The organism is Pseudomonas sp. P110(2024) (genome assembly GCF_057480795.1).
This window is the reverse complement of sequence record NZ_JBLIYT010000007.1, coordinates 173,575-197,580: the sequence shown is the minus strand read 5'-3', so window position 1 is coordinate 197,580 and position 24,006 is coordinate 173,575. Positions and strand designations below refer to the sequence as shown.

The window sequence follows — 24,006 nt, the reverse complement described above, 5'->3', positions numbered from 1 at the left end:
CGGGTGCGCCGCCTAATGGAGTGTTTATGGCAGTCAAGGTCCTGGTGGTGGATGATTCCGGTTTCTTCCGCCGCCGTGTCTCGGAAATTCTCTCGGCGGACCCGACGATCCAGGTCGTGGGCACCGCGACCAACGGCAAGGAAGCGATCGACCAGGCGCTGGCGCTCAAGCCCGATGTCATCACCATGGACTATGAAATGCCCATGATGGACGGTATCACTGCGGTGCGGCACATCATGCAGCGCTGCCCGACGCCGGTGTTGATGTTCTCCTCGCTGACCCATGAAGGCGCCCGCGTCACCCTCGACGCCCTGGACGCCGGTGCGGTCGACTACCTGCCGAAGAACTTCGAGGACATCTCGCGCAACCCGGAAAAGGTCAAGCAGCTGCTGTGCGAGAAGGTCCATACCATCTCGCGCAGCAACCGCCGTTTCAGCGCCTATTCCAGCCCGGCGCCCGCCGCCGCGCCGGCTCCGGCCAATAGTCATGCGCCGGCCAGCAGCTTCGCCAGTACCACGCCCGTGCGCACGGCGGCTCCGGCCCGCGCCGCGGCACCGGCCGCCGCGCATTCGCCGGCGCCCAAGCGCAAGCCCTACAAGCTGGTCGCCATCGGCACCTCCACCGGTGGCCCGGTGGCGCTGCAGCGGGTATTGACCCAACTGCCCGCCGGATTCCCGGCGCCGATCGTTCTGATCCAGCACATGCCGGCGGCCTTCACCAAGGCCTTCGCCGAGCGCCTGGACAAGCTGTGCAAGATCAGCGTCAAGGAAGCCGAGGACGGTGACGTGTTACGTCCGGGCTTGGCGTTGCTGGCCCCGGGTGGCAAGCAGATGATGGTCGACGGCCGTGGCACGGTGAAGATCCTGCCGGGCGACGAGCGCCTGAACTACAAGCCTTGTGTCGACATCACCTTCGGCTCCGCCGCCAAGTCCTATGGCGACAAGGTGCTCTCGGTGGTGCTCACCGGCATGGGCGCCGACGGTCGCGAGGGCGCACGCCTGCTCAAGCAGGGTGGCAGCACCGTGTGGGCGCAGGATGAGGCCAGTTGCGTGATCTACGGCATGCCCATGGCCATCGTCAAGGCCAACCTGGCCGATGCCGTGTACAGCCTGGACGAGATCGGCAAGCACCTGGTCGAGGCGTGCATCTGATGGATGTGTTGAGCCTAATCGGCCTGATCCTCGCTTTTGTCGCCATCGTTGGCGGCAATTTCCTCGAGGGCGGCCACGTCGGTGCGCTGATCAACGGCCCGGCGGCATTGATCGTGCTGGGCGGTACCCTGGCGGCGGCGTTGTTGCAGTCGCCGCTGTCGGCGTTCAAGCGCGCTCTGCAGATCGTGGGCTGGATCTTCTTCCCGCCGCGGGTGGACCTGCCCGGTGGCATTGACCGGGTGGTGAACTGGAGTCTGACGGCACGCAAGGAGGGCCTGCTGGGCCTGGAGGGCGTGGCCGACGCCGAGCCCGATCCCTATGCGCGCAAAGGCCTGCAGCTGCTGGTCGACGGCGCCGAGCCCGAGGCCATCCGCAGCATACTTGAAGTCGATTTCCTGACTCAGGAAGCCCGCGACATCCAGGCCGCCAAGGTGTTCGAGAGCATGGGCGGCTATGCGCCGACCATCGGCATCATCGGTGCGGTGATGGGTCTGATCCACGTGATGGGTAATCTGGCCGACCCGTCGCAGCTGGGTAACGGCATTGCCGTGGCCTTCGTCGCCACCATCTACGGCGTGGCCAGCGCCAACCTGATCCTGCTGCCGATCGCCAACAAGCTCAAGGCCATCACCCTGCGTCAGTCTCGCTATCGCGAGATGCTGCTCGAGGGCTTGTTGTCGATCGCCGAAGGCGAGAACCCGCGCTCGATCGAGCTGAAGCTGCAAGGCTTCATGGAGTAAGCCATGGCCCGTCGTCGCAAGATCGAAGAGCACGAGAACCACGAGCGCTGGCTGGTCTCGTACGCCGACTTCATCACCCTGCTGTTCGCCTTCTTCGTGGTCATGTATTCGATCTCGTCGATCAACGAGGGCAAGTACAAGCAGATTTCCCAGGCGCTGATCGGGGTCTTCAATGACCCCGAGCGCAGCATGAAGCCGATCCCTATCGGTGACGAGCGGCCGCTGAGCGTCAAGCCCGCCGAGCCGCTGATCAAGGACAGCGAGCAGACCGACGCGGGCCTGGCGCAGACCAGCGCCGACCCGCTCAAGACCATCACCGACGATGTCCGCGACGCCTTCGGCGACCTGATCAAGTCCAACCAGATGACCGTGCGCGGCAACGAACTGTGGGTGGAGATCGAGCTCAACTCCTCGCTGCTGTTCGCCAGTGCCGACGCCATGCCCAGCGATGTCGCCTTCGAGATCATCGAGAAGGTGGCGAAGATTCTCAGGCCGTTCGCCAACCCGGTGCACGTCGAAGGCTTCACTGACAACCTGCCGATTCGCACCGCTCAGTACCCGACCAACTGGGAGCTGTCGTCGGCGCGGGCGGCGAGCATCGTCCGGTTGCTGGCGATGGAAGGGGTCAACCCGGCGCGCATGGCCTCGGTGGGTTACGGGGAGTACCAGCCGGTGGCCAGCAACGACACTGCCGACGGGCGTGCGCGCAACCGCCGGGTGGTGTTGGTGATCTCGCGTAACCTGGAGGTACGCCGCAGCCTGACCGGCAGTGGCAGTGCCAATGCCACCCCGGATGCTGCGATGCGCCGGGCTGGCACACAAAGTGCACCAGCCTCGCCAGCACCGTCGACCGGGGGCTGATTTCGTCAAATCCCCGTCACTGAATTTCACACCGTTCCCGGCAGGGCAGGCGGCCATACCGGGAGGAAGCAACGCACGATGAGAGTCTGGGCAGTAGCCAATCAAAAAGGTGGCGTCGGCAAGACCACCACCACCATCGCCCTGGCCGGCTTGCTGGCCGAGGCGGGCAAGCGCGTGGTCGTGGTCGACCTCGACCCGCACGGCTCGATGACCAGCTACTTCGGGCACAACCCCGATGCGCTCGAGCACAGCTGCTACGACCTGTTCCTGCACAAGGGCACGGTACCCGAAGGTTTGCCGGGCCAACTGCTGCTGCCGACCAGCGACGAGCGCATCTCGCTGCTGCCGTCGAGCACCGCGCTGGCGGTGCTCGAGCGCCAGTCGCCGGGGCAGAGTGGCCTGGGCCTGGTGATCGCCAAGAGTCTGGCGCAACTGTGGCAGGATTTCGACTTTGCCCTGATCGACAGCCCGCCCTTGCTAGGCGTGCTAATGGTCAACGCCCTGGCCGCCAGCCAGCAGCTGGTGATCCCGGTGCAGACCGAGTTCCTCGCGGTCAAGGGCCTGGAGCGCATGGTCAGCACCCTGGGCATGATCAATCGCTCGCGCAAGCAGGCATTGCCCTACCAGATCGTGCCGACCCTGTTCGACCGCCGAACCCAGGCATCGCTGGGCACCTTGAAGGTGCTGCGTGACACCTATGGCGACCAGGTCTGGCAGGGCTACATTCCGGTGGACACGCGTCTGCGAGACGCCAGCCGCAACGGCGTCACGCCTTCGCAGTTCGACGGCAAGAGCCGTGGCGTGGTCGCCTACCGGGCGCTGCTCAAGCATCTGCTCACCTACCGTTCCGCATTGCAGGTGGCGTGATGAACCAGGCTCGGCAGATCACCACCAAGCCACAGATGGCCTTGCAGTCCTACCTCGACGGGCTGCTGCAGGAGGCCACCGAGTCGTTCGAGCTGCCGGCGGAGTTGGAGACGCCTGTCGTGGAGCCTGTCGAGCAGGCCCCCGGCGATGACTTCGAAGCAGCGGTTCGCGAGGAACAGGCCCGAGACGCCCAGCGCCAGATAATTCCGACCCCACCTGCTGCGCGGCCCTTTGCCGAGCCGCAGGCCAAGGTCCTGCCGACCGTGCTGCCGCCTGCCGCGCCGGTGGTGGAGCCGGTGGTCGCCATGGTCGAGACCGAGGTGGTGGCCGATGCCAGCATCCCGGTCCTGAGCCAGACCCAGGCCATCGAACCCGTGGCGCCGTTGGTGGAGCTGAATGTGACGGCGGCACCCGCCGCGCCAACACCGCCGGCCAGCGTCGATGGCCGTCCGGACTGGGCCGCCGAACCGTTCGAATGCCTGCTGTTCGATGTTGCCGGGCTGACCCTGGCGGTACCGCTGGTGTGTCTGGGCTCGATCTACACCCTGGCCGGCCAGGAGCTGACGCCACTGTTCGGCCAGCCGGACTGGTTCCTCGGCATCCTCACCTGCCAGGCGGGCAACCTCAAGGTGCTCGACACGGCGCGCTGGGTGATGCCGGACCGCTACCGCGACGATTTCCGCCAGGGCCTGCAGTATGTGATTTCAGTCCAGGGCTACGAATGGGGATTGGCCGTGCACCAGGTCAGCCGTTCGTTGCGCCTGGACCCGAACGAGATCAAGTGGCGCAGCCAGCGTGGCCAACGGCCATGGCTGGCCGGCACGGTGATCGAACACATGTGCGCGCTGCTCGATGTCGCCGAACTGGCCGAGCTGATCGCCAGTGGCGCGGTCAAGCAGATGAACACCAAACACAACTGAATCAACGCCGCTACTGCCGCGGCAATACAGAGCACACCGCCAATGGCGGATTTTGAGGGCTAGGGGAATGAAAAAGTCGTCTGCACAAGGTTCCGAAGATCCGATCCTGCAGTGGGTAACCTTCCGTCTGGACAACGAGTCCTACGGCATCAATGTCATGCAGGTGCAGGAAGTCCTGCGCTACACCGAGATCGCCCCGGTTCCGGGCGCTCCCAGCTACGTGCTGGGCATCATCAACCTGCGCGGCAACGTGGTGACGGTCATCGACACCCGCCAGCGCTTTGGCCTGATGCCGACTGAAGTCACCGACAACACCCGCATCGTCATCATCGAGGCGGACAAGCAAGTGGTCGGTATCCTGGTCGACAGCGTCGCCGAAGTGGTCTACCTGCGTCAGTCGGAGATCGAGACCGCGCCGAACGTCGGCAACGAAGAGTCGGCCAAGTTCATCCAGGGTGTCTGCAACAAGAACGGCGAGCTGCTGATTCTGGTCGAGCTGGACAAGATGATGACCGAGGAAGAGTGGTCCGAGTTGGAGAACATCTGAGTTGATCTTCGAGGTTGCTGTCATCTTCCTGGCGCTGCTCTGGGCACTGAGCCTGTGGTTCTTCCTCAACTACAGCAAGCGCCAGCGCGAGCTGGCCGCCCAGCAAGCCCAGGGCGATGCGCTGCGTGACCAGCGCATCAAGGACCTGGCCAAGCGCCTGGACGATTACCAGAATGGCACCGTGCGCATGGGCGAGGCGATCCATGAGCTGCGCGCGGTGGTGGCGCCGTTGCCCGAGAAGCTGCAGCAACTCGAGCAACGCGACCCCAACAGCGTCACCTTTGCCCAGGCCGCCAAACTGGTGGGGATGGGGGCTAGCGTCGAGGAGTTGACCCAGACCTGCGGGTTGACCCAGGCCGAGGCGCAGCTGATGAGCAAGTTGCATCGCGTCGAATGAGCGTGCACAAGGCGACCTTCGGGTCGCCTTGTCGTTTCAGGGGTGACTATCAACGTCAGACCTTCAAGGCTTGGCCCAGGCATGGTTGTTGCCGATCCTGGCGACGCCATTGAGCGGCAGGTAGCGGTCTAGCGCGGTCTTGTAGGCGAGGCGGTCGACGAACGTGAAGGAATTGACGGTGGACAGCGAGTCGAGGTTGGTGATTTGCCTGAGCTGTTTCAGGTCGGGCAGCAAGCGGTCGGTCACGTCGGTCAGCAGGGTGGGCCCGGTCAGCCGGCTCAGGGTATTGGCGTAGTGGGCGAAACCCTCCGGGTCGCGCGCGGCGTCCGGTTTGCTGTCGTAGAACCTCGGTTCGGCCTGAAAGCGAGCGTGCATTTCTTCGCTGATGGCCCTCAGGGTCGGGTTGTTGGCATGACTGCCGATCAGGCTGGTGTTGTAGATGCAGTGGATGTTCATCTTTTCGTTGGCGATCGGCGGGTAGAGCAGCACGCCATCAGGGGTGGTCTGCAAGAAGGTATCGTCGATCGGTTTGGCCCGCGGGCCGTAGCCGCGTCCGTTGATCGTCACCGGGTACTCGCCCTCGGCCAGTAGCCTGTCGTCGATGTCCATGTACAAGCCCCCCTCGTGGTCCAACAGTGGGAAACGCAAGACATCCGCCGCCGACGAGAAATGGCGTGCGATGCCGCCATTGCCGTCGATCGCGGCGCGGTATTGCGGGTAGTTGGCGCTGTCCTTGAACGAGGAATAGAAGGGTTGCTCCTCCAGGGGCAGCACGATGACGTCGGGGGCGTATTCGGCCAGGCGCTCGAGGTTTCGCACATAGGCCTGGGGCGACTCGTTGGACAGGTACAGGCGCAGGCTGAAGCGTGAGGGCTTTAGCGTTCTGCTGTTCTTGGCGAGGTTGGCCAGCAGGTTGTCGGGTATCGTTCGGTCGCCGACCCAGATGCTGAGGATCTGCTCGGGGATTCTTCGGCTCGCCTCCAAGGGGAATTCCGGCACCTTCACCGGGAGTGGCAGGTCGATGCCCATGGCCCGCAGGCTCGCGGTGCGCATTTCATCGGTGACCAGCCTGCCTTGCGGCGCACGGACCAGGTTCCTGCTGGCCACGCGAGGGATGTAGCGTTTCGGTTCCACCGCATTGAGGTCGTCGCGCTGGACGAAGGCGTTGGCCTCCAGGTCGTAGACAACATCGGCGCTGTAGCCACCGATGGTTGCGCGCAGGGTATCGGGCTCGCCGTTGAACTGGGTCAGGCGGATGACGGCGCCACGGGTTGCCTCGTCACCACCCTCGAGCGGCGCGACGGGGTCTGGGAGGTGGAAATACTCGAGCGCTTCTTCGGCGGGCAGCAGAGGCGGGTCCATCGGGCTCAAGGGGTAGCCCAGCTTGCCGTTCACCTCGCTGGGCAAGACGAAACCGTCGTACTTGAAGCGGAACAGCGCGGGCGCCTTGGTCACCTCGGCATGCAGCAGCGGCAAGGCGTTGAACAGGCCGAACGTGGCATCACTTACGCCCGAGGCTTGCTGATCCACGCCATGGCCGTTGATCGCCGCGTCCAGCCCCAAGCCGAACTGGGCGATGCCGCCCAGGGCGAACAGGGGCGCCAGCTCCGGCAGCACGAAAGCCAGGGGGCCGAGCAGGTTGATCGCCGAGCTCAGGTAGCCGCGCCAGCGGGCTTTGGTGATCTCGCTGTCACTGGTGATCGCCGCGTCGGCATCCTGGTAGCTGCGTGCGCGTTGGCGCTCGGCGAGCGCCTGGAACAGGTCCCCGGTTATGGCGGGGTTGTACGTGTCGGGTCGATAGTTGACATAGGTGCGGGGCGGCCAGGCGCCATCGGTGGTGAAGCCTGAGCGGTTGGGTGACAGGCGGTACACCGCTGGGTAGACGGCGAGGCCTTCCAGGGCGGTGCGCAGGCCGCTGAAATCCAGGCCGTCTGGCAGATCGGCCTGGCCGAAATGCCCGGCCAGGGCTTCGCGTTTGACGGGGTCCTTGCACTGTTGGGCTACCCAGTCCTTCAGGGCATTGGGGCCGGCGAAGGTATGCAGTGCCGAGGCGTTGCCGGGTACGTACAGCAGTGCGGTGTGCGCGTTCTTGTCGTACAGGTAGATCAGGTCGGTGGCGCTGTAGCCATAGATGTTCAGCGCGCGCATGCGAAAGGTGGCGGTGCGCGGCATGAGTTCGGCGGCTTGCCAGGCCAGCTGGCGACCGGCCTCGTCCAGGCTGCCTTCGGCCACCTGTTTGTTGCAGGTGGCGATGAAGGCCATCTTGGCCAGGATGCGGTGGCTGTTCCCGGCGTTGGCCCAGTAGCGATCAAGCATGCCTTTGTAGGTGGCGTGGAAATCCATTTTCCAGATGAACTGTTGCAGGTCTTCTGCTGGCAGCCCAAGCAGTGTCTCGGGGCCGTATACCTGCGGCGTGGTGCGCCGGAAAACGCCGTTGAACACTTGGTAGTTGACGCCGGAGGGTGCGTTCCAGGCCTTGGGGCGCAAAGTCTCGACCAGGCTGATGCGCCCGGGTAGGTGCCCGGCCCAAGGTTCGCCGAACAGTCCGCCGATGAGGTTGTTGTCCGATTCACCTTGCCAGTTGGACAGCATGGCTTGGGTCAGCGTGCTCTTCGCCACGAGCACGCCATCCCAATTCGCCAGGTCGCCATGGGGTTGGTAGTGAAGCGTGACCACATCGGTTTGATCGGGGTCGAGCGTCACGCCGCGGGCGCTTGCCCATTGCTTGATGGCGTCGCCGGCGGCACGGTCCGGGCGGGGAAAATGGCTCAGGTGCTGGCGGGCGAACTGGGTGCCAGCGTCGTTGACATAAGCGGTGGTCATGGCAGGGGCCTTTGCGTGAGTGAGTAACGGCAAAGGTCGCCCCCCTGTGCGGCCACCGGGGACTACATATGTACCGCTGCGTCAGCCCGGATGCGGCAAGCGCGGCAGCACAGGAGTGATTTCGCGCTCGCTGGGCGTGGCGTCGAAGAAGTCCTCCGGCACCTTGCCCCGCAGTTGCCAGGCGAAGGCGATGATCTCGGCGATGGTCAGGTACAGCGCTTCGGGAATCTGTTCACCCAGCTCCAGGCGCGCCAGCAGGCGCACCAGCTCGGGATTCTCGTAGATGGGCACCTCATGCTCGCGAGCGATGGCGAGAATGGCCTCGGCCAGCTCATCGTCGCCCTTGGCGCTCAGGGTCGGGGCCTGCTGGCCGTCGTAGCTCAGGGCGATCGCCTGGCGGGGTGGCTTGTGTTTCATGCGGTCTCGTCTACCCAGCGTTGTTCCAGGCGCGTGCGTGGCCCCTGCGGGGGGAGGCCGGGGTGGCATTCCAGGTCCCCGACGTCCAGGCCTCGGGCCAGCAGGCGATCGCGCAGTGTGCCCAGCTGGCTGTCGATCAGGCGCGCGGTGGCTTCCTGCTGCGCCCAGAGCTGGCCGAAAAGCTTGCCTTGCAGCAACTGCGCCTGTACCTGCAGAGGGCCAAGTGGTGAGAGATCGAAGGCCAGTTCGATGCGCCACAGCGCTTCCAGTGGATCGTGCTGCTCGCGCTCGCGGTCGGCCTGCTGCTTCGGTGTTTCCTCGCGCTGCAACTTGACCTGCAGCGGCACGAACTCCTGACCATGGCGCACAGGAATCTCTGTCTGCCAGGTGGTCTGCTGGTTGCCGTTCTCCAAGGTGCCGCTCTGTTGCAGGCTGGACAGCGAGTGGCTCTGCAGACGGGAGATGGCGGCGGCGGCCAGGCGTAGCAATTGCTGGAGGTCGCCTTCACTTTCCAGCTTCTGCAGAAGACGCGAGGGCAGGGGGAAGACGCTGGGCAGTGGCCGTGGGCTGACTTGGCCGAGCATCCCTAGTGCGCTGCGGGCCAGGCCAGGCAAGGCCTGGGCTAGGGTGCTGGTGGCCAGCGCGCTGGTCAGTGGCGGATGGCCCGGCACGCTGGGCAGGGCCTGGGCCACCAGCCTGACAAGCTGTGCCTTCAGGTCGGGGGCGATGCCGCCGGCCAACCCGCCTAGCAGCTTGGCTTCGAAGAAGGTGCCGCTGTTGTTCAGGGCCTGGGCCAGGCCCTTCGCATCCCCCAGTTGCCGCGCGTCCGGCAGGCTGGCGAGCAGGCGCTCGGCGCTGGTGCGCAGTTCGGGGTCTGCATCGGGGCTGCTGGCGATCCGTTGCAGGCTGTCGAGCACACCCGGCAGCGAGGCCTGGAGGTTCTGCTGGGTCGACAGGTGCTGAGTGACCGCCAGCTGGTCCTGGCGGCCGCTCAGGGGCACGAAGCGTAGCCCCTGTTCACTCTGCACCAGCGCGCTGAGCAGGCTGCCCACGGGGAGCCGGCGCGGGCTGTCGATGACCAGCGTGGCACCGGCCTGGCTGCCGCTGAGCAGGCTCACCAGCGAGCGGAAGGTGGTGGGCGCGCCGGAGCTCTGCGGCAGGGCCTGGCTGGTCAGGACCTTGGCCTGCAGCAGGGTGCCGACCGGCATTTCCCGGGTGTCCAGCCGGGTCAGAGTGGCGATGTTGCGGGCAGTGGCCTGTTGCACCATCACCGCCAAACGGCTGCTATCCGTCTGGCTGACCAGGACCTGGCTGCCGGGTGGCAGGGGTTGACTGGCGGTGGTCAGCACTTGTGTCTGGTTGCCATTGGCCTGGGTCAGCCGAAGCAGCATCTGGAACTCCTGGCCGATCTGGCGCAGGGTCACAACCTCGGCTTCGGCGGTTTCTCCAGGCGGCAGCAGGCCAGGCTGGGCCTGCAGCAGGCGCAACAGCTCGCCGGTCATGGCGGCCCGGGTCGCCTGGGGGCTTACCGCAGTTTGTGTGCTGAGACTATTGATTTCAGTCATGATTGTATACAACCTGTCGAACCCGCCCTCTTGGCAGCGCGCTGGCGCGTGCAATAATGCTGCTCGCTCGCCATTGCCAGTATAACGGCAGGGGTTGGAGCGACTTGAGACGCAGGCTGCAATCGGTGTCGGTACCGGTGACAGACCTCATACTGTATAAGGCGATACCGTGATCCTTCACCTTCAAGCCGCGGGCCTGGCCTGCGAGCGCGACTGGCGGCTGCTGTTCGAGCACCTGCACTTCGAGCTGCACCCTGGCGACATGCTGCAGATCGCCGGCCCCAATGGCAGCGGCAAGACCAGCCTGCTGCGCCTGCTGGCCGGGCTCATGCAACCCACCGCCGGGCAGATCCTGCTTGGCGGCCAGCCATTGGCCGAACAGCGTCATGCCCTGGCCAGCATCCTGTTGTGGATTGGCCACGCCGCCGGGATCAAGGATTTGCTCACCGCTGAAGAGAATCTCGCCTGGCTCTGCGCCCTGCATCGGCCGGCCGGTCGCGAGGCAATCTGGCAGGCGCTGGAGGCTGTCGGCCTGCGCGGGTTCGAGGACGTGCCCTGTCACACCCTGTCAGCCGGCCAGCAGCGTCGGGTCGCCCTGGCTCGGCTGTACCTGGACAGCCCGCCGCTGTGGATCCTCGACGAGCCGTTCACCGCCCTGGACAAGCAGGGCGTGGCACAGCTGGAAGCCCACCTTGCGGCCCACTGTGAGCAGGGCGGCACCGTGGTGCTGACCACCCACCACACGCTCGAACGCAAGCCATCGGGCTACCGCGAGCTGAACCTGGGGCAATGGGCGGCATGAGCGTATTTCTTCTGCTGTTGCGCCGCGAGGCTCGCCTGTTGTTCCGACGTCCGGCGGAGCTGGCCAATCCGCTGGTGTTCTTCGCCATCGTCGTCGCTTTGTTCCCGCTGGCGGTCGGTCCGGAGACGCAATTGTTGCAAACCTTGTCGCCTGGACTGGTCTGGGTAGCGGCCCTGCTGGCGGTGCTGCTGTCGCTGGACGGGTTGTTCCGCAGCGATTTCGAGGACGGTTCGCTCGAGCAGTGGGTGCTTTCGCCGCATCCGCTGGCCCTGCTGGTGCTGGCCAAGGTGCTGGCGCACTGGATCTTTTCCGGGCTGGCGCTGGTATTGTTGGCGCCACTGCTGGCACTGATGCTGGGCCTGCCGAGCGCCTGCCTGCCGGTGCTGCTCGCCTCCCTGTTGTTGGGCACGCCGGTGTTGAGCCTGCTGGGCGCGGTGGGCGCGGCGCTGACGGTCGGTCTCAAACGCGGTGGGCTGCTGCTGGCGTTGCTGATTCTGCCGTTGTATATCCCTGTGTTGATCCTGGGCAGTGGTGCGTTGCAGGCGGCGTTGCAGAATATGCCTGCCAACGGTCACCTGCTCTGGCTCGCCAGCCTGACGGCCCTGGCGGTGACACTGGCACCCTTTGCGATCGCGGCCGGCCTGAAGATCAGCGTCGGCGAATAACGAGTCCCGGGCACCGCAGCCCGGCCAATACCCTGGATGTACCCTGATGAAAATGAGTTGGACGTGGTTCCACAAGTTGGGCTCCCCCAAATGGTTCTATGCCATCAGCGGCCGCATGCTGCCGTGGCTGAGCGTTTGCGCTGTCGTGCTGCTGCTGGTCGGCATCACCTGGGGCTTGGCCTTCGCCCCCCAGGACTACCAGCAGGGCAACAGTTTCCGCATCATCTATATCCATGTGCCGACGGCCATGCTGGCGCAGTCGTGCTACGTCATGCTTGCGGTGGCGGGCGTGGTGGGGCTGGTGTGGAAGATGAAACTGGCCGATGTCGCGCTGCAGTGCGCGGCGCCCATCGGCGCCTGGATGACCGCGGTAGCTTTGGTTACCGGGGCGATCTGGGGCAAGCCCACCTGGGGCAGTTGGTGGGTCTGGGACGCGCGCCTGACCTCCATGCTCATCCTGCTGTTCCTGTACTTCGGCATCATCGCCCTGGGCCAGGCCATCAGCAATCGCGACAGCGCGGCCAAGGCCTGCGCGGTGCTGGCCATCGTCGGCGTGGTCAACATCCCGATCATCAAGTACTCGGTGGAGTGGTGGAACACCCTGCACCAGGGCGCTACCTTCACCCTCACCGAAAAGCCGGCCATGCCGGTGGAGATGTGGCTGCCGCTGCTGCTCACCGCACTGGGCTTCTACTGCTTCTTCGGCGCCGTGCTGCTGCTGCGCATGCGCCTGGAAGTGCTCAAGCGCGAGGCCCGCGCCAGTTGGGTCAAGGATGAGGTGCTGGGTCAGCTCGGACGGGAGGCGGCACGATGAGCTTCGCGTCCTTCAGTGATTTTCTCGCCATGGGCCACCATGGTCTGTACGTCTGGTCGGCCTACGGCATCTGCCTGGCGGTGCTGGCGCTGAATGTCGCCGCGCCCCTGCTGGCCCGTCGCCGCTACCTGCAAGAAGAGGCGCGTCGTCTGCGCCGGGAGAGCAAACCGTGAATCCGCAGCGCAAGAAACGCCTGTTCATCATCCTCGGCCTGCTGGCCGGTGTCGGCGTCGCCGTGGGCTTCGCCCTGAGCGCGCTGCAGCAGAACATCAACCTGTTCTACACCCCGACGCAGATCGCCAACGGCGAGGCACCGCTGGACACCCGCATCCGCGCCGGCGGCATGGTCGAGAAAGGCTCGGTGCAGCGCTCGGCCGATTCGCTCGATGTGCGCTTCGTGGTCACCGACTACACCAAGTCGGTGCCGATCACCTACCGCGGCATCCTCCCTGACCTGTTCCGCGAAGGGCAGGGCATCGTCGCCCTTGGCAAGCTCAACGCCGATGGCGTGGTGGTGGCCGACGAGGTGCTGGCCAAGCACGATGAGAAGTACATGCCGCCGGAGGTCACCAAGGCCCTGAAGGAAAGCGGCCAGGCCGCCAGCGACGCGGGGGCCAAGCCATGAATGCGGCCCTGGTGATCCCCGAACTCGGCCAGCTGGCGATGATCCTGGCGATCTGCTTTGCCGCCGTGCAGGCCACTGTGCCGCTGTTCGGCGCCTGGCGCGGCGACAGCCTGTGGATGGGCCTGGCGCGGCCGGCGGCCTGGGGGCAGTTCGCCTTCCTGGCGTTTGCCTTCGCCTGCCTCACCCACGCCTTCATGACCGACAACTTCTCGGTCGCCTACGTCGCCAGCAACTCCAACAGCGCCTTGCCCTGGTACTACAAGTTCAGCGCCGTGTGGGGCGCCCATGAAGGCTCGCTGCTGCTGTGGGCACTGATCCTTGGCGGCTGGACCTTCGCCGTGTCGATCTTCTCGCGCCAGTTGCCGCAGGTGATGCTGGCGCGGGTGCTGGCGGTGATGGGCATGATCAGCGTGGGTTTCCTGAGCTTCCTGATCATCACCTCCAACCCGTTCTCGCGCCTGCTGCCGCAGGTGCCGGGCGACGGCCGCGACCTGAACCCGCTGTTGCAGGACTTCGGCCTGATTGTCCACCCGCCGATGCTGTACATGGGCTATGTGGGCTTCTCGGTGGCCTTCGCCTTCGCCATCGCCGCTTTGTTGGGCGGTCGTCTCGATGCCGCCTGGGCGCGCTGGTCGCGGCCCTGGACCATCGTCGCCTGGGCCTTCCTCGGCGTGGGCATCACCCTCGGCTCGTGGTGGGCCTACTACGAGCTGGGCTGGGGGGGCTGGTGGTTCTGGGATCCGGTCGAGAACGCCTCGTTCATGCCTTGGCTGGTGGGCACGGCGCTGATCCACTCGTTGGCGGTCACCGAAAAACGCGGGGTGTTCAAGAGCTGGACCGTGTTGCTGGCCATTGCCGCATTCTCCCTGAGCCTGCTGGGGACCTTCCTGGTGCGTTCCGGCGTGCTGACATCGGTGCATGCGTTCGCCGCCGACCCGTCCCGTGGCGTCTTCATCCTGATCTTCCTGCTGTTCGTGGTTGGTGGCTCGTTGACCCTGTTCGCCCTGCGCGCGCCGGTGGTCAAGAGCCAGGTGGGCTTTGCCCTGTGGTCCCGTGAAACCTTGCTGCTGGCCAACAACCTGGTGCTGGTGGTGGCAGCCTCGATGATCCTGCTGGGCACCCTGTACCCGCTGGTGCTCGACGCCCTGACCGGGGCCAAGCTGTCGGTCGGCCCGCCTTACTTCGACGCCCTGTTCCTGCCGCTGATGGCGCTGCTGATGGTGGTGCTCGGCGTGGGCGTGGTGGTGCGCTGGAAGGACACCCCGGGCAAATGGCTGGCCGGCATGCTGACCCCGGTGCTGGTCGGTAGCGCGATCCTGGCGCCGGTCGCCGGGCTGATCGTCGATGACTTCGACTGGCCGGCCCTGAGCGTGTTCGCCCTGGCCGCCTGGGTGGTCCTGAGCGGCGTGCGCGACATCCTCGACAAGACCCGTCACAAGGGTTTGGCCAAGGGGTTGGCGGGCCTGAGTCGCAGCTACTGGGGCATGCACCTGGCGCATCTGGGCCTGGTGGTGTGCGCGCTAGGCGTGGTGCTGTCGAGCAACAACAGCGCAGAACGCGACCTGCGCATGGCGCCGGGCGAGACCGTCGAGCTGGGTGGCTATCTCTTCCTGTTCGAGGGCGCCAAGCACTTCGAAGGCCCGAACTTCATTTCCGACAAGGGCACCGTGCGCGTCTCGCGCGATGGCCGCGAAGTGTCCGTGCTGCACCCTGAAAAACGCCTGTACACCGTGCAGCAGTCGATGATGACCGAGGCTGGCATCGACGCCGGCTTCACTCGCGATCTGTATGTCGCCCTGGGCGAGCCGCTGGAAAACGGCGCGTGGGCGGTGCGGGTGCATATCAAACCCTATGTCCGCTGGATCTGGCTGGGCGGTCTGCTGACCGGCCTGGGCGGCTTGCTGGCGGCCCTCGACCGACGCTACCGCGTCAAGGTCAAGACCCGGGTGCGTGAGGCCCTGGGCGTGTCTGGAGCGACTGCATGAAGCGTTGGATCATGGTGGTGCCGCTGGCGGTGTTCCTGCTGGTGGCGGTCTTTCTCTACAAGGGGTTGTTCCTCAAGCCCGACGAACTGCCTTCGGCGATGATCGGCAAGCCGTTCCCGGCGTTCTCGCTGGCGAGCGTGCAGGGCGATCGTAGCCTCACCCAAGACGACCTGATTGGTCGCCCGGCGTTGGTCAACGTGTGGGGTACCTGGTGCCCGTCGTGCAAGGTCGAGCACCCGTACCTGAACCAGTTGGCCGAGCAGGGCGTGGTAATCCACGGCGTCAACTATAAGGACGACAACGTCGCCGCGCTGAAATGGCTGGCCGAGTTCCACAACCCGTACCAGCTGAACATCGCCGACCAGCAAGGCTCGCTGGGCCTGGACCTGGGCGTGTACGGCGCGCCGGAAACCTTCCTGATCGACGCCAAGGGCATCATCCGCTACAAGCACGTGGGCGTGGTCGATGCCACGGTGTGGCGCGAGCAGCTGGCGCCGCTGTACCAGGGGCTGGTCGATGAGGCCCGGCCATGAGGCGCTGGCTGGCGGCCGCCGTGCTCGGCCTGAGCCTGGTCGGGGTGGCCAAGGCGGCCATCGACACCTACCAGTTCCGCGATGACGCCGAGCGCGAGCGCTATCAGCAACTGACCAAGGAACTGCGCTGCCCCAAGTGCCAGAACCAGGACATCGCCGACTCCAACGCGCCCATCGCCGCCGACCTGCGCCGCGAGATCTTCCGCATGCTGGGCGAGGGTAAGGACAACCAGCAGATCGTCGATTTCATGGTCGATCGCTATGGCGACTTCGTGCGTTACAAACCGGCGCTCAGCGGGCGCACCTGGCTGCTCTGGTTCGGCCCGGGGATCCTCCTGGTTGGAGGCTTCGTGGTGTTGGCGCTGATCGTGCGCCGTCGCCGTGGCCAGGCCGTGGCCGGCAACACCGAACTGTCCGCCGACGAACGCGAGCGTCTGGCCAAACTGCTGGATAAAGAACGTACCCATGACTGAATTCTGGCTTAGCGCGGGCCTGCTGCTGCTCGCCGCCCTGGCTTTCCTGCTGCTGCCGATCCTGCGCGGTCGCCGCCGTCAGCAGGCCGAGCAGGACCGTACCGCCCTCAACGTGGCGCTCTATGAGGAGCGCGTCGCCGAACTGGCTGCCCAACAGGCGGCCGGCGTTCTTGACGAACAACAACTGGCCAATGGCCGTGACGAGGCCGCCCGTGAGCTGCTGGCCGATACCGAGCGTGGCGACGTGATCCGCCAGGGCCACCTGGGCAAGGCCGTGCCGTTGCTGGCGGCGGTGCTGGTGCCGGCCATGGCCCTGGGGCTGTACCTGCACTTCGGCGCCGCGGACAAGGTCGCACTGACCCAGGAGTTCGCCCGCGCGCCGCAGTCGATGGCGGAAATGACCACGCGCCTGGAGCGTGCGGTACAGGCCCAGCCCGACTCGGCCGAAGGTCTGTACTTCCTTGGTCGTGCCTATATGGCCGAGCAGCGGCCAGCCGACGCGGCCAAGGCCTTCGAGCGCGCCGTGGCCCTGGCCGGGCGTCAGCCCGAGTTGCTCGGACAATGGGCGCAGTCGCTGTACTTCGCCGCCGATAAACAGTGGTCGGCGCAACTGCAGACGCTCACCGATGAAGCGCTGAAGGCTGACCCGCAGGAGGTCACCAGCCTAGGCCTGCGTGGTATCGCCGCCTTCGAGGGCGAGCGCTACCAGGAGGCCATCGACTTCTGGCAACGCCTACTGGCGCAGTTGCCGCAGGGCGACGCGTCCCGTGACGCGCTGCAGGGCGGCATTGACCGCGCCGCCGACAAGCTCAAGGCCGGGGGCGGCAAGGTGGCCGAGACGGCGCGCCTGAAGGTACGGGTGGAGCTGGCAGCGGCGCTCAAGGACAAGGTGCGCCCCGACGACACCGTGTTCATCTTCGCCCGCGCCAGCAATGGCCCGCCCATGCCGCTGGCGGCCAAGCGGGTGACCGTGGCGCAGCTGCCGATCGAGGTGGAACTGTCCGATGCCGACGCGATGATGCCGCAGATGAAACTGTCGGACTTCGCCGAAGTCCAACTGGTTGCCCGCGTCTCGCGCGCCGGGCAGCCCACCCACGGTGAATGGAAGGGCCAGAGCGCCCCGCTGGCCGCCGGCACCCAGGGCACCCAGCATGTGACCATCGACAGTCCCGACTCATAAGAGAGCAGCCCCATGAACAGCACCGTCCGCCTGACCCTGATTTCCCTGGCCCTGGGTCTTTCCGCGTGTACGGTGCATCAGCCCGGGGAGCGTGAACCGCTGCCGCCGATCGAGACCACGCCGCCGCACAAGGGGCCGGTGGTCAAGCCCTTGCCGGGTGGCCAGCCCGGGACGCAACCGAGCAAGCCGGCGGCGATACCCAAGCCGATGCCACGCACTTCCGCCAGCTTCGCGCCGCCGCCGGGGGGCGCCAGCCACTGGGACCCGAAGCTGGGGGTCTATGTGCTGGAGAAGCAGCCCAACACCTTCTACCGCCAGCGCACCTATTACCGCTGGAACAATGGCTGGAGCTGGTCGCTGAGTCCCAACGGACCGTGGCAGGACACTGACAGCAGTGGTGTGCCGGGCGGGTTGGGCAGGGCGTTCGGGCAGTAATCAACGTTGACCTGATCGCAGGGCAAGCAACTGGCATAATCCCCCTTCGCATTCAACCGGAGGGTGGCATGAGCAAGACAGTCCTGGTGCTGGTGGAAACCGTCGATGACTACCTGCCGCTATTGGAACGGGCCGGCTACCGCCTGATCCGCGCACCCTCGCCGCAAATGCGCACCGACGCCATCGCCCGCCATGCCGGCGAGATTGATGCCGTGCTCACGCGTGGCCCGCTGGGCCTCACGGCTGACGAAATTGCCACGCTGACCCAACTTCAAATCATCTGTGTGATCGGTGCCGGCTATGAGCAGGTCGATCTCGAGGCCGCTGCGGCCCGCGGTATAACCGTCACCAATGGTGCGGGCGCCAACGCCGGGCCCGTCGCCGACCATGCCATGGCGCTGCTGCTGGCGCTGTTGCGCGATATTCCCCGTGCCGATGCCAGTACCCGCCGTGGCGAATGGAACCGGGTGATCAGCCCCTCGGTCAGCGGCAAGCGGCTGGGCATCATCGGCCTGGGCGCGGTTGGCCAGGCCATCGCCCGCCGTGCGAGCCACGGCTTTGACATGCACGTCAGCTACCATAGCCGCACGCCTCGTCGGGGCCAGCCCTACACCTGGTACGACAGCCCGTTGCACCTGGCCGAAGCCGTGGACATCCTGGTGGTCGCGACGCCCGGTGGCAGTGGCACCCGGCATCTGGTCGATGGCTCGGTACTGGAGGCCTTGGGCGCCGAGGGGTACCTGGTCAACATTGCCCGGGCCAGCGTGGTGGATACCACGGCGTTGGTCACTGCGCTGGAGCGGGGCGTGATCGCGGGGGCCGCGCTGGATGTGTTCGATGACGAGCCTGCGGTGCCCGATGCGCTCAAGGCGCTGGGCAACACGGTGCTGACCCCGCATGTGGCGGGGCAGTCGCCGGAAGCGGCGCGCGATACCGTGGCCCTGGTACTGCGTAACCTGCAGGCATTCTTTGCCGGCGAGCCGGTGTTGACGCCGGTTCGCGGTTGAATCCTTTCTGAAGTCCGCCCGGCGCGGTGCCGGGCCTGAGGAGTTTGTACATGCAACTTGAGATTTTCCAGGTCGACGCGTTTTCATCCGAGCCGTTCGGCGGCAATCCCGCAGCGGTGATTCCATTGCAGCAGTGGCTGCCCGACGAGGTGCTGCAACGCATTGCTGAAGAGAACAATCTGTCCGAGACGGCGTTCTTCGTGCGTAACGGTGAAACGTTCGACCTGCGCTGGTTCACGCCGGCGGTGGAGGTTGACCTGTGTGGGCATGCGACGTTGGCGGCGGCATGGGTGTTGTTCGAGCAGTTGGGCGAGCAGGCCGAGGTGTTGCGGTTCAATACCCGTAGCGGGGAGTTGCGGGTTCGGCGTGATGCCGATGGCCTGCTGGCGATGGATTTCCCGGCCAAGCAGCCGGAGGCCGTGGAAATTCCGGCGGGATTGTTGGAGGCGCTTGGGTTAAGTGAGGCTCGGGCGTTGTACCGGACCGACGATTATGTACTGGTGATTGACGATGTCTCGCTGATCGAGGGGCTCAAGCCGGATTTCGTGGCGTTGTCGGCGTTTGATGTACGGGGGATTGCGGTGACGGCGGCGGGGCGGGGGTTTGATTTCGTCACGCGGTGGTTTGGGCCTCGGGTGGGAGTCAATGAAGATCCGGTGACCGGGTCGGCGCATACGTCCTTGGCGCCCTACTGGGCGCAGCGGTTGGGCAAGAGCAGCTTGCGCTGTGAGCAGGGTGGGGGGCGCAAGGGGCAGTTGCAGTGTGATTTGCCGGGGAATGGGCGGGTGATTATCAGTGGGCGGGGGGCGCTTTATTTGCGGGGGGTGGTTTTTGTTTGAGTTGCTGGAATGATTGTGGTTTCAAGCGTTGTGCGCGCATTCATTTACGGAGGGTGTGATTCGCCAATCGGCCTCCCGTTTTTCCCGCGAATTGGCCATTTGCCGCTCACAAACCTGGGCTTAACCTGCAGGTAGATATCCCTCAGGAGAAGCCCCATGCGATTCATCCATCTAGCCGTTGTGCTGTTGACGTCAAGCCTGCTCGCACTACTGTCACCTGCCTGGGCCCACGGCGAGAAACCCGATCAGGTCAGGATTCTGCAGGAGCAGCTCCCGACCAATGCCCCAGGCAAGAGAGCTGTAATGCTCATGGTCAGCTATGGCCCCGGCCAGGCGTCGCCCGCCCACCAGCATCCGGGAGCGGTCATGGCCTATGTATTGGAAGGAGCGGTGACCTCCAAACTCAACGACGAGCCGGAGAAAACCTACCAGGCCGGCGAGTTCTGGTACGAGGCGCCGGGCACCGTGCACAGCGTGTCGCGCAATGCCAGCAAGCGCGCGCCGGCCAAGCTGCTGGTCTGGAGCCTGGTGGAGGAGGGCAAGCCGGTGACCGAGCCCTTGCCCAAGCCCTGAATCGCAGGCAATAAAAAACCTCCAGTGCTTGCGCATCTGGAGGTTTTCAGTATTTGGCTCCGCGACCTGGACTCGAACCAGGGACCCAATGATTAACAGTCATTTGCTCTACCGACTGAGCTATCGCGGAATCTGCGCGTATCTTACCGATTGCCCGGGGGAAGTCAAGCTTCCCCCAAGACAATCAAGCAGTTACAGCACTTCGACGATGGCCTTGGTGACCACGTGAATGTTGCTCTGGTTCAGGGCGGCGACCGCGATGCGGCCGGTGTCCAGGGCGTAGATGCCGAACTCGTTCTTCAGGCGCGCCACTTGCTCCACGGTCAGGCCCGAGTAGGAGAACATGCCGCACTGGCGACCGACAAAGCTGAAGTCGCGCTTGGCGCCGTATTCGGCCAGCAGCTCGACCATCTGCTTGCGCATGCCGTGGATGCGCTCGCGCATCTCGGCCAGCTCGGTTTCCCACATCTGGCGCAGCTCGGGGCTGTTGAGCACGGCGGCGACGATGCTGGCGCCGTGGGTCGGCGGGTTGGAGTAGGTGGTGCGGATCACGCGCTTGACCTGCGACAGCACGCGGGTGCTTTCGTCTTTCGAGGCGGTGACGATCGACAGCGCGCCGACGCGCTCGCCATACAGCGAGAACGACTTGGAGAACGAGCTGGATACGAAGAACTCCAGGCCCGATTCGGCGAAAAGGCGCACGGCGAAGGCGTCTTCGTCGATGCCGGCACCGAAGCCCTGGTAGGCCATGTCCAGGAACGGGATGTGGCCCTTGGCCTTGACCACTTCCAGGACATTCTTCCAGTCGTCCAGCGACAGGTCGACACCGGTTGGATTGTGGCAGCAGGCGTGCAGGACGATGACCGAGCCGGCTGGCAGTTTGTTCAGGTCCTCGAGCATGCCGGCGCGGTTGACGTCGTGGCTGGCGGCATCGTAGTAACGGTAGGTCTGTACCGGGAAGCCGGCGCTCTCGAACAGGGCACGGTGGTTTTCCCAGCTCGGATCGCTGATGGCCACAACGGCGCCCGGCTGCAGACGCTTGAGGAAGTCGGCGCCGATCTTCAGCGCGCCGGTGCCGCCCACGGCCTGCACGGTGACCACGCGGCCGGCGGCCAGCAGCGGCGACTCGGCGCCGAAGATCAGCTTCTGCACGGCCTGGTCGTACTGGGCGATGCCGTCGATCGGCAGGTAGCCGCGGGAGGCGTGCTGGGCGGCACGGGCGGTCTCGGCCTCGATCACCGCGCGCAGCAGCGGGATGCGGCCTTCCTCATTGCAGTAGACGCCCACGCCCAGGTTCACCTTGTCGGTGCGTGGGTCGGCGTTGAATGCTTCGTTGAGGCCCAGGATAGGGTCGCGGGGTGCCAGCTCGACAGCGGAAAACAGGCTCATTGTTACCTTGGCTCTGATAGGAGAGTGATAGGGGTCGCCACGCTCCAGCCGAAGGCACTGAAGCGGTGCGCAAACGGGGAGTCAGTATAGTGATACCGACCGGTCACTGCGACAGTCTGGCGCAGCTTTTCCGGCTGTTTGCGCAAATATTTTTCGACCATTGGTCGAATTGCCCGGTCCATTGACATGAACGTTCACAGGTCGGGCTTGAATGCCGCGCCCAGGGCGCGCATTTGGGTATAGACTACTGGCTAAATTTACAGTTGCCGCGACATCCACGAGGTCCGTCATGTCCGAGTTCCAGCTCGTCACCCGATTCCAGCCGGCCGGCGACCAGCCTGAGGCCATTCGCCAGATGGTCGAGGGCATCGACGCGGGCCTGTCGCACCAGACCCTGCTCGGGGTCACCGGCTCGGGCAAGACCTTCAGCATCGCCAACGTCATCCAGCAGGTGCAGCGCCCGACCATGGTGCTGGCGCCGAACAAGACCCTGGCTGCGCAGTTGTACGGCGAGTTCAAGGCGTTCTTCCCGAACAACGCGGTGGAGTACTTCGTCTCCTACTACGACTACTACCAGCCCGAAGCCTATGTGCCGTCGTCGGACACCTTCATCGAGAAGGACGCGTCGATCAACGATCACATCGAGCAGATGCGCCTGTCGGCGACCAAGGCGCTGCTGGAGCGGCGCGACGCGATTATCGTCACCACCGTCTCGTGCATCTACGGCCTGGGCAGTCCTGAGACCTACCTGAAAATGGTCCTGCACGTCGACCGCGGCGACAAACTCGATCAGCGCGCCCTGCTGCGGCGCCTGGCCGACCTGCAGTACACCCGCAACGAGATGGACTTCGCCCGTGCCACCTTCCGCGTGCGTGGCGACGTGATCGACATCTTCCCGGCCGAATCGGACCTGGAGGCGATCCGCATCGAGCTGTTCGACGACGAGGTGGAGAATATCGCCGCCTTCGACCCGCTGACCGGCGAGGTGATTCGCAAGCTGCCGCGGTTCACCTTCTACCCCAAGAGCCACTACGTGACCCCGCGGGAAACCCTGGTCGAGGCCGTGGACGGGATCAAGGAGGAGCTCAAGGAGCGCCTGGAGTACCTGAATTCGCACAACAAGCTGGTGGAGGCCCAGCGCCTGGAGCAGCGCACCCGCTTCGACCTGGAGATGATCCTCGAGCTGGGCTACTGCAACGGCATCGAGAACTACTCGCGCTACCTCTCCGGACGCCCGGCCGGCGCGCCGCCGCCAACGCTCTACGACTACCTGCCCGATGACGCGCTGCTGGTGATCGACGAATCCCACGTCAGCGTTCCCCAGGTCGGCGCCATGTACAAGGGCGATCGCTCGCGCAAGGAAACCCTGGTGGAGTATGGCTTCCGCCTGCCGTCGGCACTGGACAACCGGCCGATGCGCTTCGACGAATGGGAGGCGGTCAGCCCGCAGACCATCTTCGTCTCCGCCACGCCCGGCCCCTACGAGGCCGAGCACGCCGGGCGGGTGGTGGAGCAGGTGGTGCGGCCGACCGGCCTGGTCGATCCGCAGGTCGAGGTGCGCCCGGCGTTGACCCAGGTGGACGACCTGTTGTCGGAGATCGGCAAGCGCGTGGCCGTGGGCGAGCGGGTGCTGGCCACCACGCTGACCAAGCGCATGGCCGAGGACCTCACCGATTACCTGGCCGACCACGATGTGCGGGTGCGCTACCTGCACTCGGATATCGACACCGTCGAGCGGGTCGAGATCATCCGCGACCTGCGCCTGGGCACCTTCGACGTGCTGGTGGGGATCAACCTGCTGCGCGAGGGCCTGGACATGCCCGAGGTGTCGCTGGTGGCGATCCTCGATGCCGACAAGGAGGGCTTCCTGCGTTCCGAGCGCTCGCTGATCCAGACCATCGGTCGTGCCGCGCGCAACCTCAACGGCAAGGCGATCCTCTACGCCGACAACATCACCGGCTCCATGCAGCGGGCCATCGACGAGACCGAGCGGCGTCGGGCCAAGCAGGTGGCGTTCAACGAAGCCAATGGCATCGTGCCCAAGGGCGTGGTCAAGGACATCACCGACATCATGGAAGGCGCCACGGTGCCGGGAGCGCGGAGCAAGAAGCGCAAGGGCATGGCCAAGGCGGCGGAGGAGGCCGAGCGCTACGAGGCCGAGCTGCAGACCCCGGCGCAGATCACCAAGCGCATCAAGCAGCTGGAAGAAAAGATGTTCCAGTTCGCCCGCGATCTGGAGTTCGAGGCCGCCGCGCAGTTGCGCGACGAAATCGGCAAGCTGCGCGAGCGCCTGTTGGCCAGCTAAAGCCCTACGCAATCACTGTAGGAGATTGCCCAGCCCTTCGGGCTACGCTCCCACAGGGATCGCGCTAGCTTTAGCAGTTGAGCAAGACAGTTG

At 65.3% G+C, this 24,006-nt stretch carries 25 protein-coding genes and 1 tRNA gene; 21 read left to right on the top strand and 5 right to left on the bottom strand.

Annotated features, from left to right (window positions below):
- The first annotated feature begins 26 nt into the window (after nucleotides 1-26).
- The 7 genes from AC25ND_RS13260 (at nucleotide 27) to AC25ND_RS13230 (ending at nucleotide 5,483) form a co-directional block, all read left to right on the top strand.
- Complete coding sequence (locus AC25ND_RS13260; protein WP_486976386.1) at nucleotides 27-1,151, top strand: protein-glutamate methylesterase/protein-glutamine glutaminase; 1,125 nt, start codon at nucleotides 27-29, stop codon at nucleotides 1,149-1,151.
- Nucleotides 1,151-1,891 carry a flagellar motor protein gene (locus AC25ND_RS13255; protein ID WP_028691009.1) on the top strand — a complete coding sequence of 247 codons (741 nt, stop codon included), beginning with the start codon at nucleotides 1,151-1,153 and terminating at the stop codon, nucleotides 1,889-1,891. The genes AC25ND_RS13260 and AC25ND_RS13255 overlap by 1 nt, the downstream gene beginning before the upstream one ends.
- Nucleotides 1,892-1,894: 3 nt before the next feature.
- Entirely contained in the window at nucleotides 1,895-2,752 is an 858-nt protein-coding gene (gene motD, locus AC25ND_RS13250) for a flagellar motor protein MotD (protein WP_182323453.1), read from the top strand.
- Nucleotides 2,753-2,830: 78 nt separating this feature from the next.
- Nucleotides 2,831-3,619, top strand: a complete 789-nt coding sequence (locus AC25ND_RS13245; protein WP_028691011.1) for a ParA family protein — start codon at nucleotides 2,831-2,833, stop codon at nucleotides 3,617-3,619.
- Nucleotides 3,619-4,539, top strand: a complete 921-nt coding sequence (locus tag AC25ND_RS13240; RefSeq protein WP_062361704.1) for a CheW domain-containing protein — start codon at nucleotides 3,619-3,621, stop codon at nucleotides 4,537-4,539. Before AC25ND_RS13245 ends, AC25ND_RS13240 begins: the two co-directional genes overlap by 1 nt.
- Before the next feature lie 67 nt (nucleotides 4,540-4,606).
- On the top strand, nucleotides 4,607-5,086 hold the full coding sequence (locus AC25ND_RS13235) for a chemotaxis protein CheW (RefSeq protein ID WP_003254393.1): 480 nt from the start codon (nucleotides 4,607-4,609) through the stop codon (nucleotides 5,084-5,086).
- 1 nt (nucleotide 5,087) lies between these two features.
- Complete coding sequence (locus AC25ND_RS13230) at nucleotides 5,088-5,483, top strand: DUF2802 domain-containing protein (protein ID WP_028691013.1); 396 nt, start codon at nucleotides 5,088-5,090, stop codon at nucleotides 5,481-5,483.
- A gap of 63 nt (nucleotides 5,484-5,546) precedes the next feature.
- Here the strand turns inward: AC25ND_RS13230 and AC25ND_RS13225 are convergent, their stop codons facing one another.
- The 3 genes from AC25ND_RS13225 to fliK form a co-directional block, all read right to left on the bottom strand.
- Entirely contained in the window at nucleotides 5,547-8,306 is a 2,760-nt protein-coding gene (locus AC25ND_RS13225; protein WP_280092761.1) for a dermonecrotic toxin domain-containing protein, read from the bottom strand.
- An 81-nt stretch (nucleotides 8,307-8,387) separates the two neighbouring features.
- Nucleotides 8,388-8,723, bottom strand: coding sequence for an EscU/YscU/HrcU family type III secretion system export apparatus switch protein (locus tag AC25ND_RS13220; protein WP_062361709.1), 336 nt, complete (start codon nucleotides 8,721-8,723; stop codon nucleotides 8,388-8,390).
- Nucleotides 8,720-10,288, bottom strand: coding sequence for a flagellar hook-length control protein FliK (fliK, locus tag AC25ND_RS13215; RefSeq protein WP_486976385.1), 1,569 nt, complete (start codon nucleotides 10,286-10,288; stop codon nucleotides 8,720-8,722). The genes AC25ND_RS13220 and fliK overlap by 4 nt, the downstream gene beginning before the upstream one ends.
- A 169-nt stretch (nucleotides 10,289-10,457) precedes the next feature.
- Here fliK and ccmA point away from each other — a divergent pair, with 169 nt between their 5' ends.
- The 13 genes from ccmA (at nucleotide 10,458) to AC25ND_RS13150 (ending at nucleotide 20,219) form a co-directional block, all read left to right on the top strand.
- The gene (gene ccmA / locus AC25ND_RS13210; RefSeq protein WP_028691017.1) at nucleotides 10,458-11,090 is read left to right on the top strand and encodes a cytochrome c biogenesis heme-transporting ATPase CcmA; all 633 of its coding nucleotides are present in this window, start codon (nucleotides 10,458-10,460) and stop codon (nucleotides 11,088-11,090) included.
- The gene (gene ccmB / locus AC25ND_RS13205) at nucleotides 11,087-11,755 is read left to right on the top strand and encodes a heme exporter protein CcmB (protein ID WP_486976384.1); all 669 of its coding nucleotides are present in this window, start codon (nucleotides 11,087-11,089) and stop codon (nucleotides 11,753-11,755) included. The genes ccmA and ccmB overlap by 4 nt, the downstream gene beginning before the upstream one ends.
- 46 nt (nucleotides 11,756-11,801) lie before the next feature.
- Nucleotides 11,802-12,569, top strand: a complete 768-nt coding sequence (locus AC25ND_RS13200) for a heme ABC transporter permease (protein WP_062361715.1) — start codon at nucleotides 11,802-11,804, stop codon at nucleotides 12,567-12,569.
- A complete protein-coding gene (gene ccmD / locus AC25ND_RS13195) occupies nucleotides 12,566-12,742 on the top strand; it encodes a heme exporter protein CcmD (RefSeq protein ID WP_011534872.1) in 177 nt (58 codons plus the stop codon). The genes AC25ND_RS13200 and ccmD overlap by 4 nt, the downstream gene beginning before the upstream one ends.
- Nucleotides 12,739-13,194 carry a cytochrome c maturation protein CcmE gene (ccmE, locus tag AC25ND_RS13190; protein ID WP_028691020.1) on the top strand — a complete coding sequence of 152 codons (456 nt, stop codon included), beginning with the start codon at nucleotides 12,739-12,741 and terminating at the stop codon, nucleotides 13,192-13,194. Before ccmD ends, ccmE begins: the two co-directional genes overlap by 4 nt.
- 11 nt (nucleotides 13,195-13,205) lie before the next feature.
- Nucleotides 13,206-15,179, top strand: a complete 1,974-nt coding sequence (locus tag AC25ND_RS13185; protein WP_486976391.1) for a heme lyase CcmF/NrfE family subunit — start codon at nucleotides 13,206-13,208, stop codon at nucleotides 15,177-15,179.
- The gene (locus tag AC25ND_RS13180) at nucleotides 15,176-15,712 is read left to right on the top strand and encodes a DsbE family thiol:disulfide interchange protein (RefSeq protein WP_028691022.1); all 537 of its coding nucleotides are present in this window, start codon (nucleotides 15,176-15,178) and stop codon (nucleotides 15,710-15,712) included. Before AC25ND_RS13185 ends, AC25ND_RS13180 begins: the two co-directional genes overlap by 4 nt.
- Nucleotides 15,709-16,185 (top strand): cytochrome c-type biogenesis protein, encoded by a 477-nt coding sequence (locus AC25ND_RS13175; RefSeq protein ID WP_028691023.1) that lies wholly within the window; start codon nucleotides 15,709-15,711, stop codon nucleotides 16,183-16,185. Before AC25ND_RS13180 ends, AC25ND_RS13175 begins: the two co-directional genes overlap by 4 nt.
- Nucleotides 16,178-17,365, top strand: a complete 1,188-nt coding sequence (ccmI, locus tag AC25ND_RS13170; RefSeq protein WP_062361721.1) for a c-type cytochrome biogenesis protein CcmI — start codon at nucleotides 16,178-16,180, stop codon at nucleotides 17,363-17,365. Before AC25ND_RS13175 ends, ccmI begins: the two co-directional genes overlap by 8 nt.
- A gap of 12 nt (nucleotides 17,366-17,377) precedes the next feature.
- Nucleotides 17,378-17,800 (top strand): hypothetical protein, encoded by a 423-nt coding sequence (locus AC25ND_RS13165; RefSeq protein WP_028691025.1) that lies wholly within the window; start codon nucleotides 17,378-17,380, stop codon nucleotides 17,798-17,800.
- Nucleotides 17,801-17,868: 68 nt separating this feature from the next.
- The gene (locus AC25ND_RS13160) at nucleotides 17,869-18,807 is read left to right on the top strand and encodes a 2-hydroxyacid dehydrogenase (RefSeq protein ID WP_062361724.1); all 939 of its coding nucleotides are present in this window, start codon (nucleotides 17,869-17,871) and stop codon (nucleotides 18,805-18,807) included.
- Nucleotides 18,808-18,857: 50 nt separating this feature from the next.
- Nucleotides 18,858-19,646 (top strand): PhzF family phenazine biosynthesis protein, encoded by a 789-nt coding sequence (locus AC25ND_RS13155; protein WP_028691027.1) that lies wholly within the window; start codon nucleotides 18,858-18,860, stop codon nucleotides 19,644-19,646.
- Nucleotides 19,647-19,802: 156 nt separating this feature from the next.
- Nucleotides 19,803-20,219, top strand: a complete 417-nt coding sequence (locus AC25ND_RS13150; RefSeq protein ID WP_028690418.1) for a cupin domain-containing protein — start codon at nucleotides 19,803-19,805, stop codon at nucleotides 20,217-20,219.
- Nucleotides 20,220-20,273: 54 nt separating this feature from the next.
- Here AC25ND_RS13150 and AC25ND_RS13145 read toward each other — a convergent pair.
- Both AC25ND_RS13145 and AC25ND_RS13140 read right to left on the bottom strand, forming a co-directional pair.
- Nucleotides 20,274-20,349, bottom strand: a tRNA-Asn gene (locus tag AC25ND_RS13145).
- Between the two features lie 62 nt (nucleotides 20,350-20,411).
- Nucleotides 20,412-21,608: an amino acid aminotransferase gene (locus AC25ND_RS13140; RefSeq protein WP_028690419.1), complete on the bottom strand. Its 1,197-nt coding sequence runs from the start codon at nucleotides 21,606-21,608 to the stop codon at nucleotides 20,412-20,414.
- A 289-nt stretch (nucleotides 21,609-21,897) separates the two neighbouring features.
- On the opposite strand from AC25ND_RS13140, the gene uvrB reads away from it, so the two are divergent.
- On the top strand, nucleotides 21,898-23,913 hold the full coding sequence (gene uvrB, locus AC25ND_RS13135; protein ID WP_028690420.1) for an excinuclease ABC subunit UvrB: 2,016 nt from the start codon (nucleotides 21,898-21,900) through the stop codon (nucleotides 23,911-23,913).
- Nucleotides 23,914-24,006: the final 93 nt, after the last annotated feature.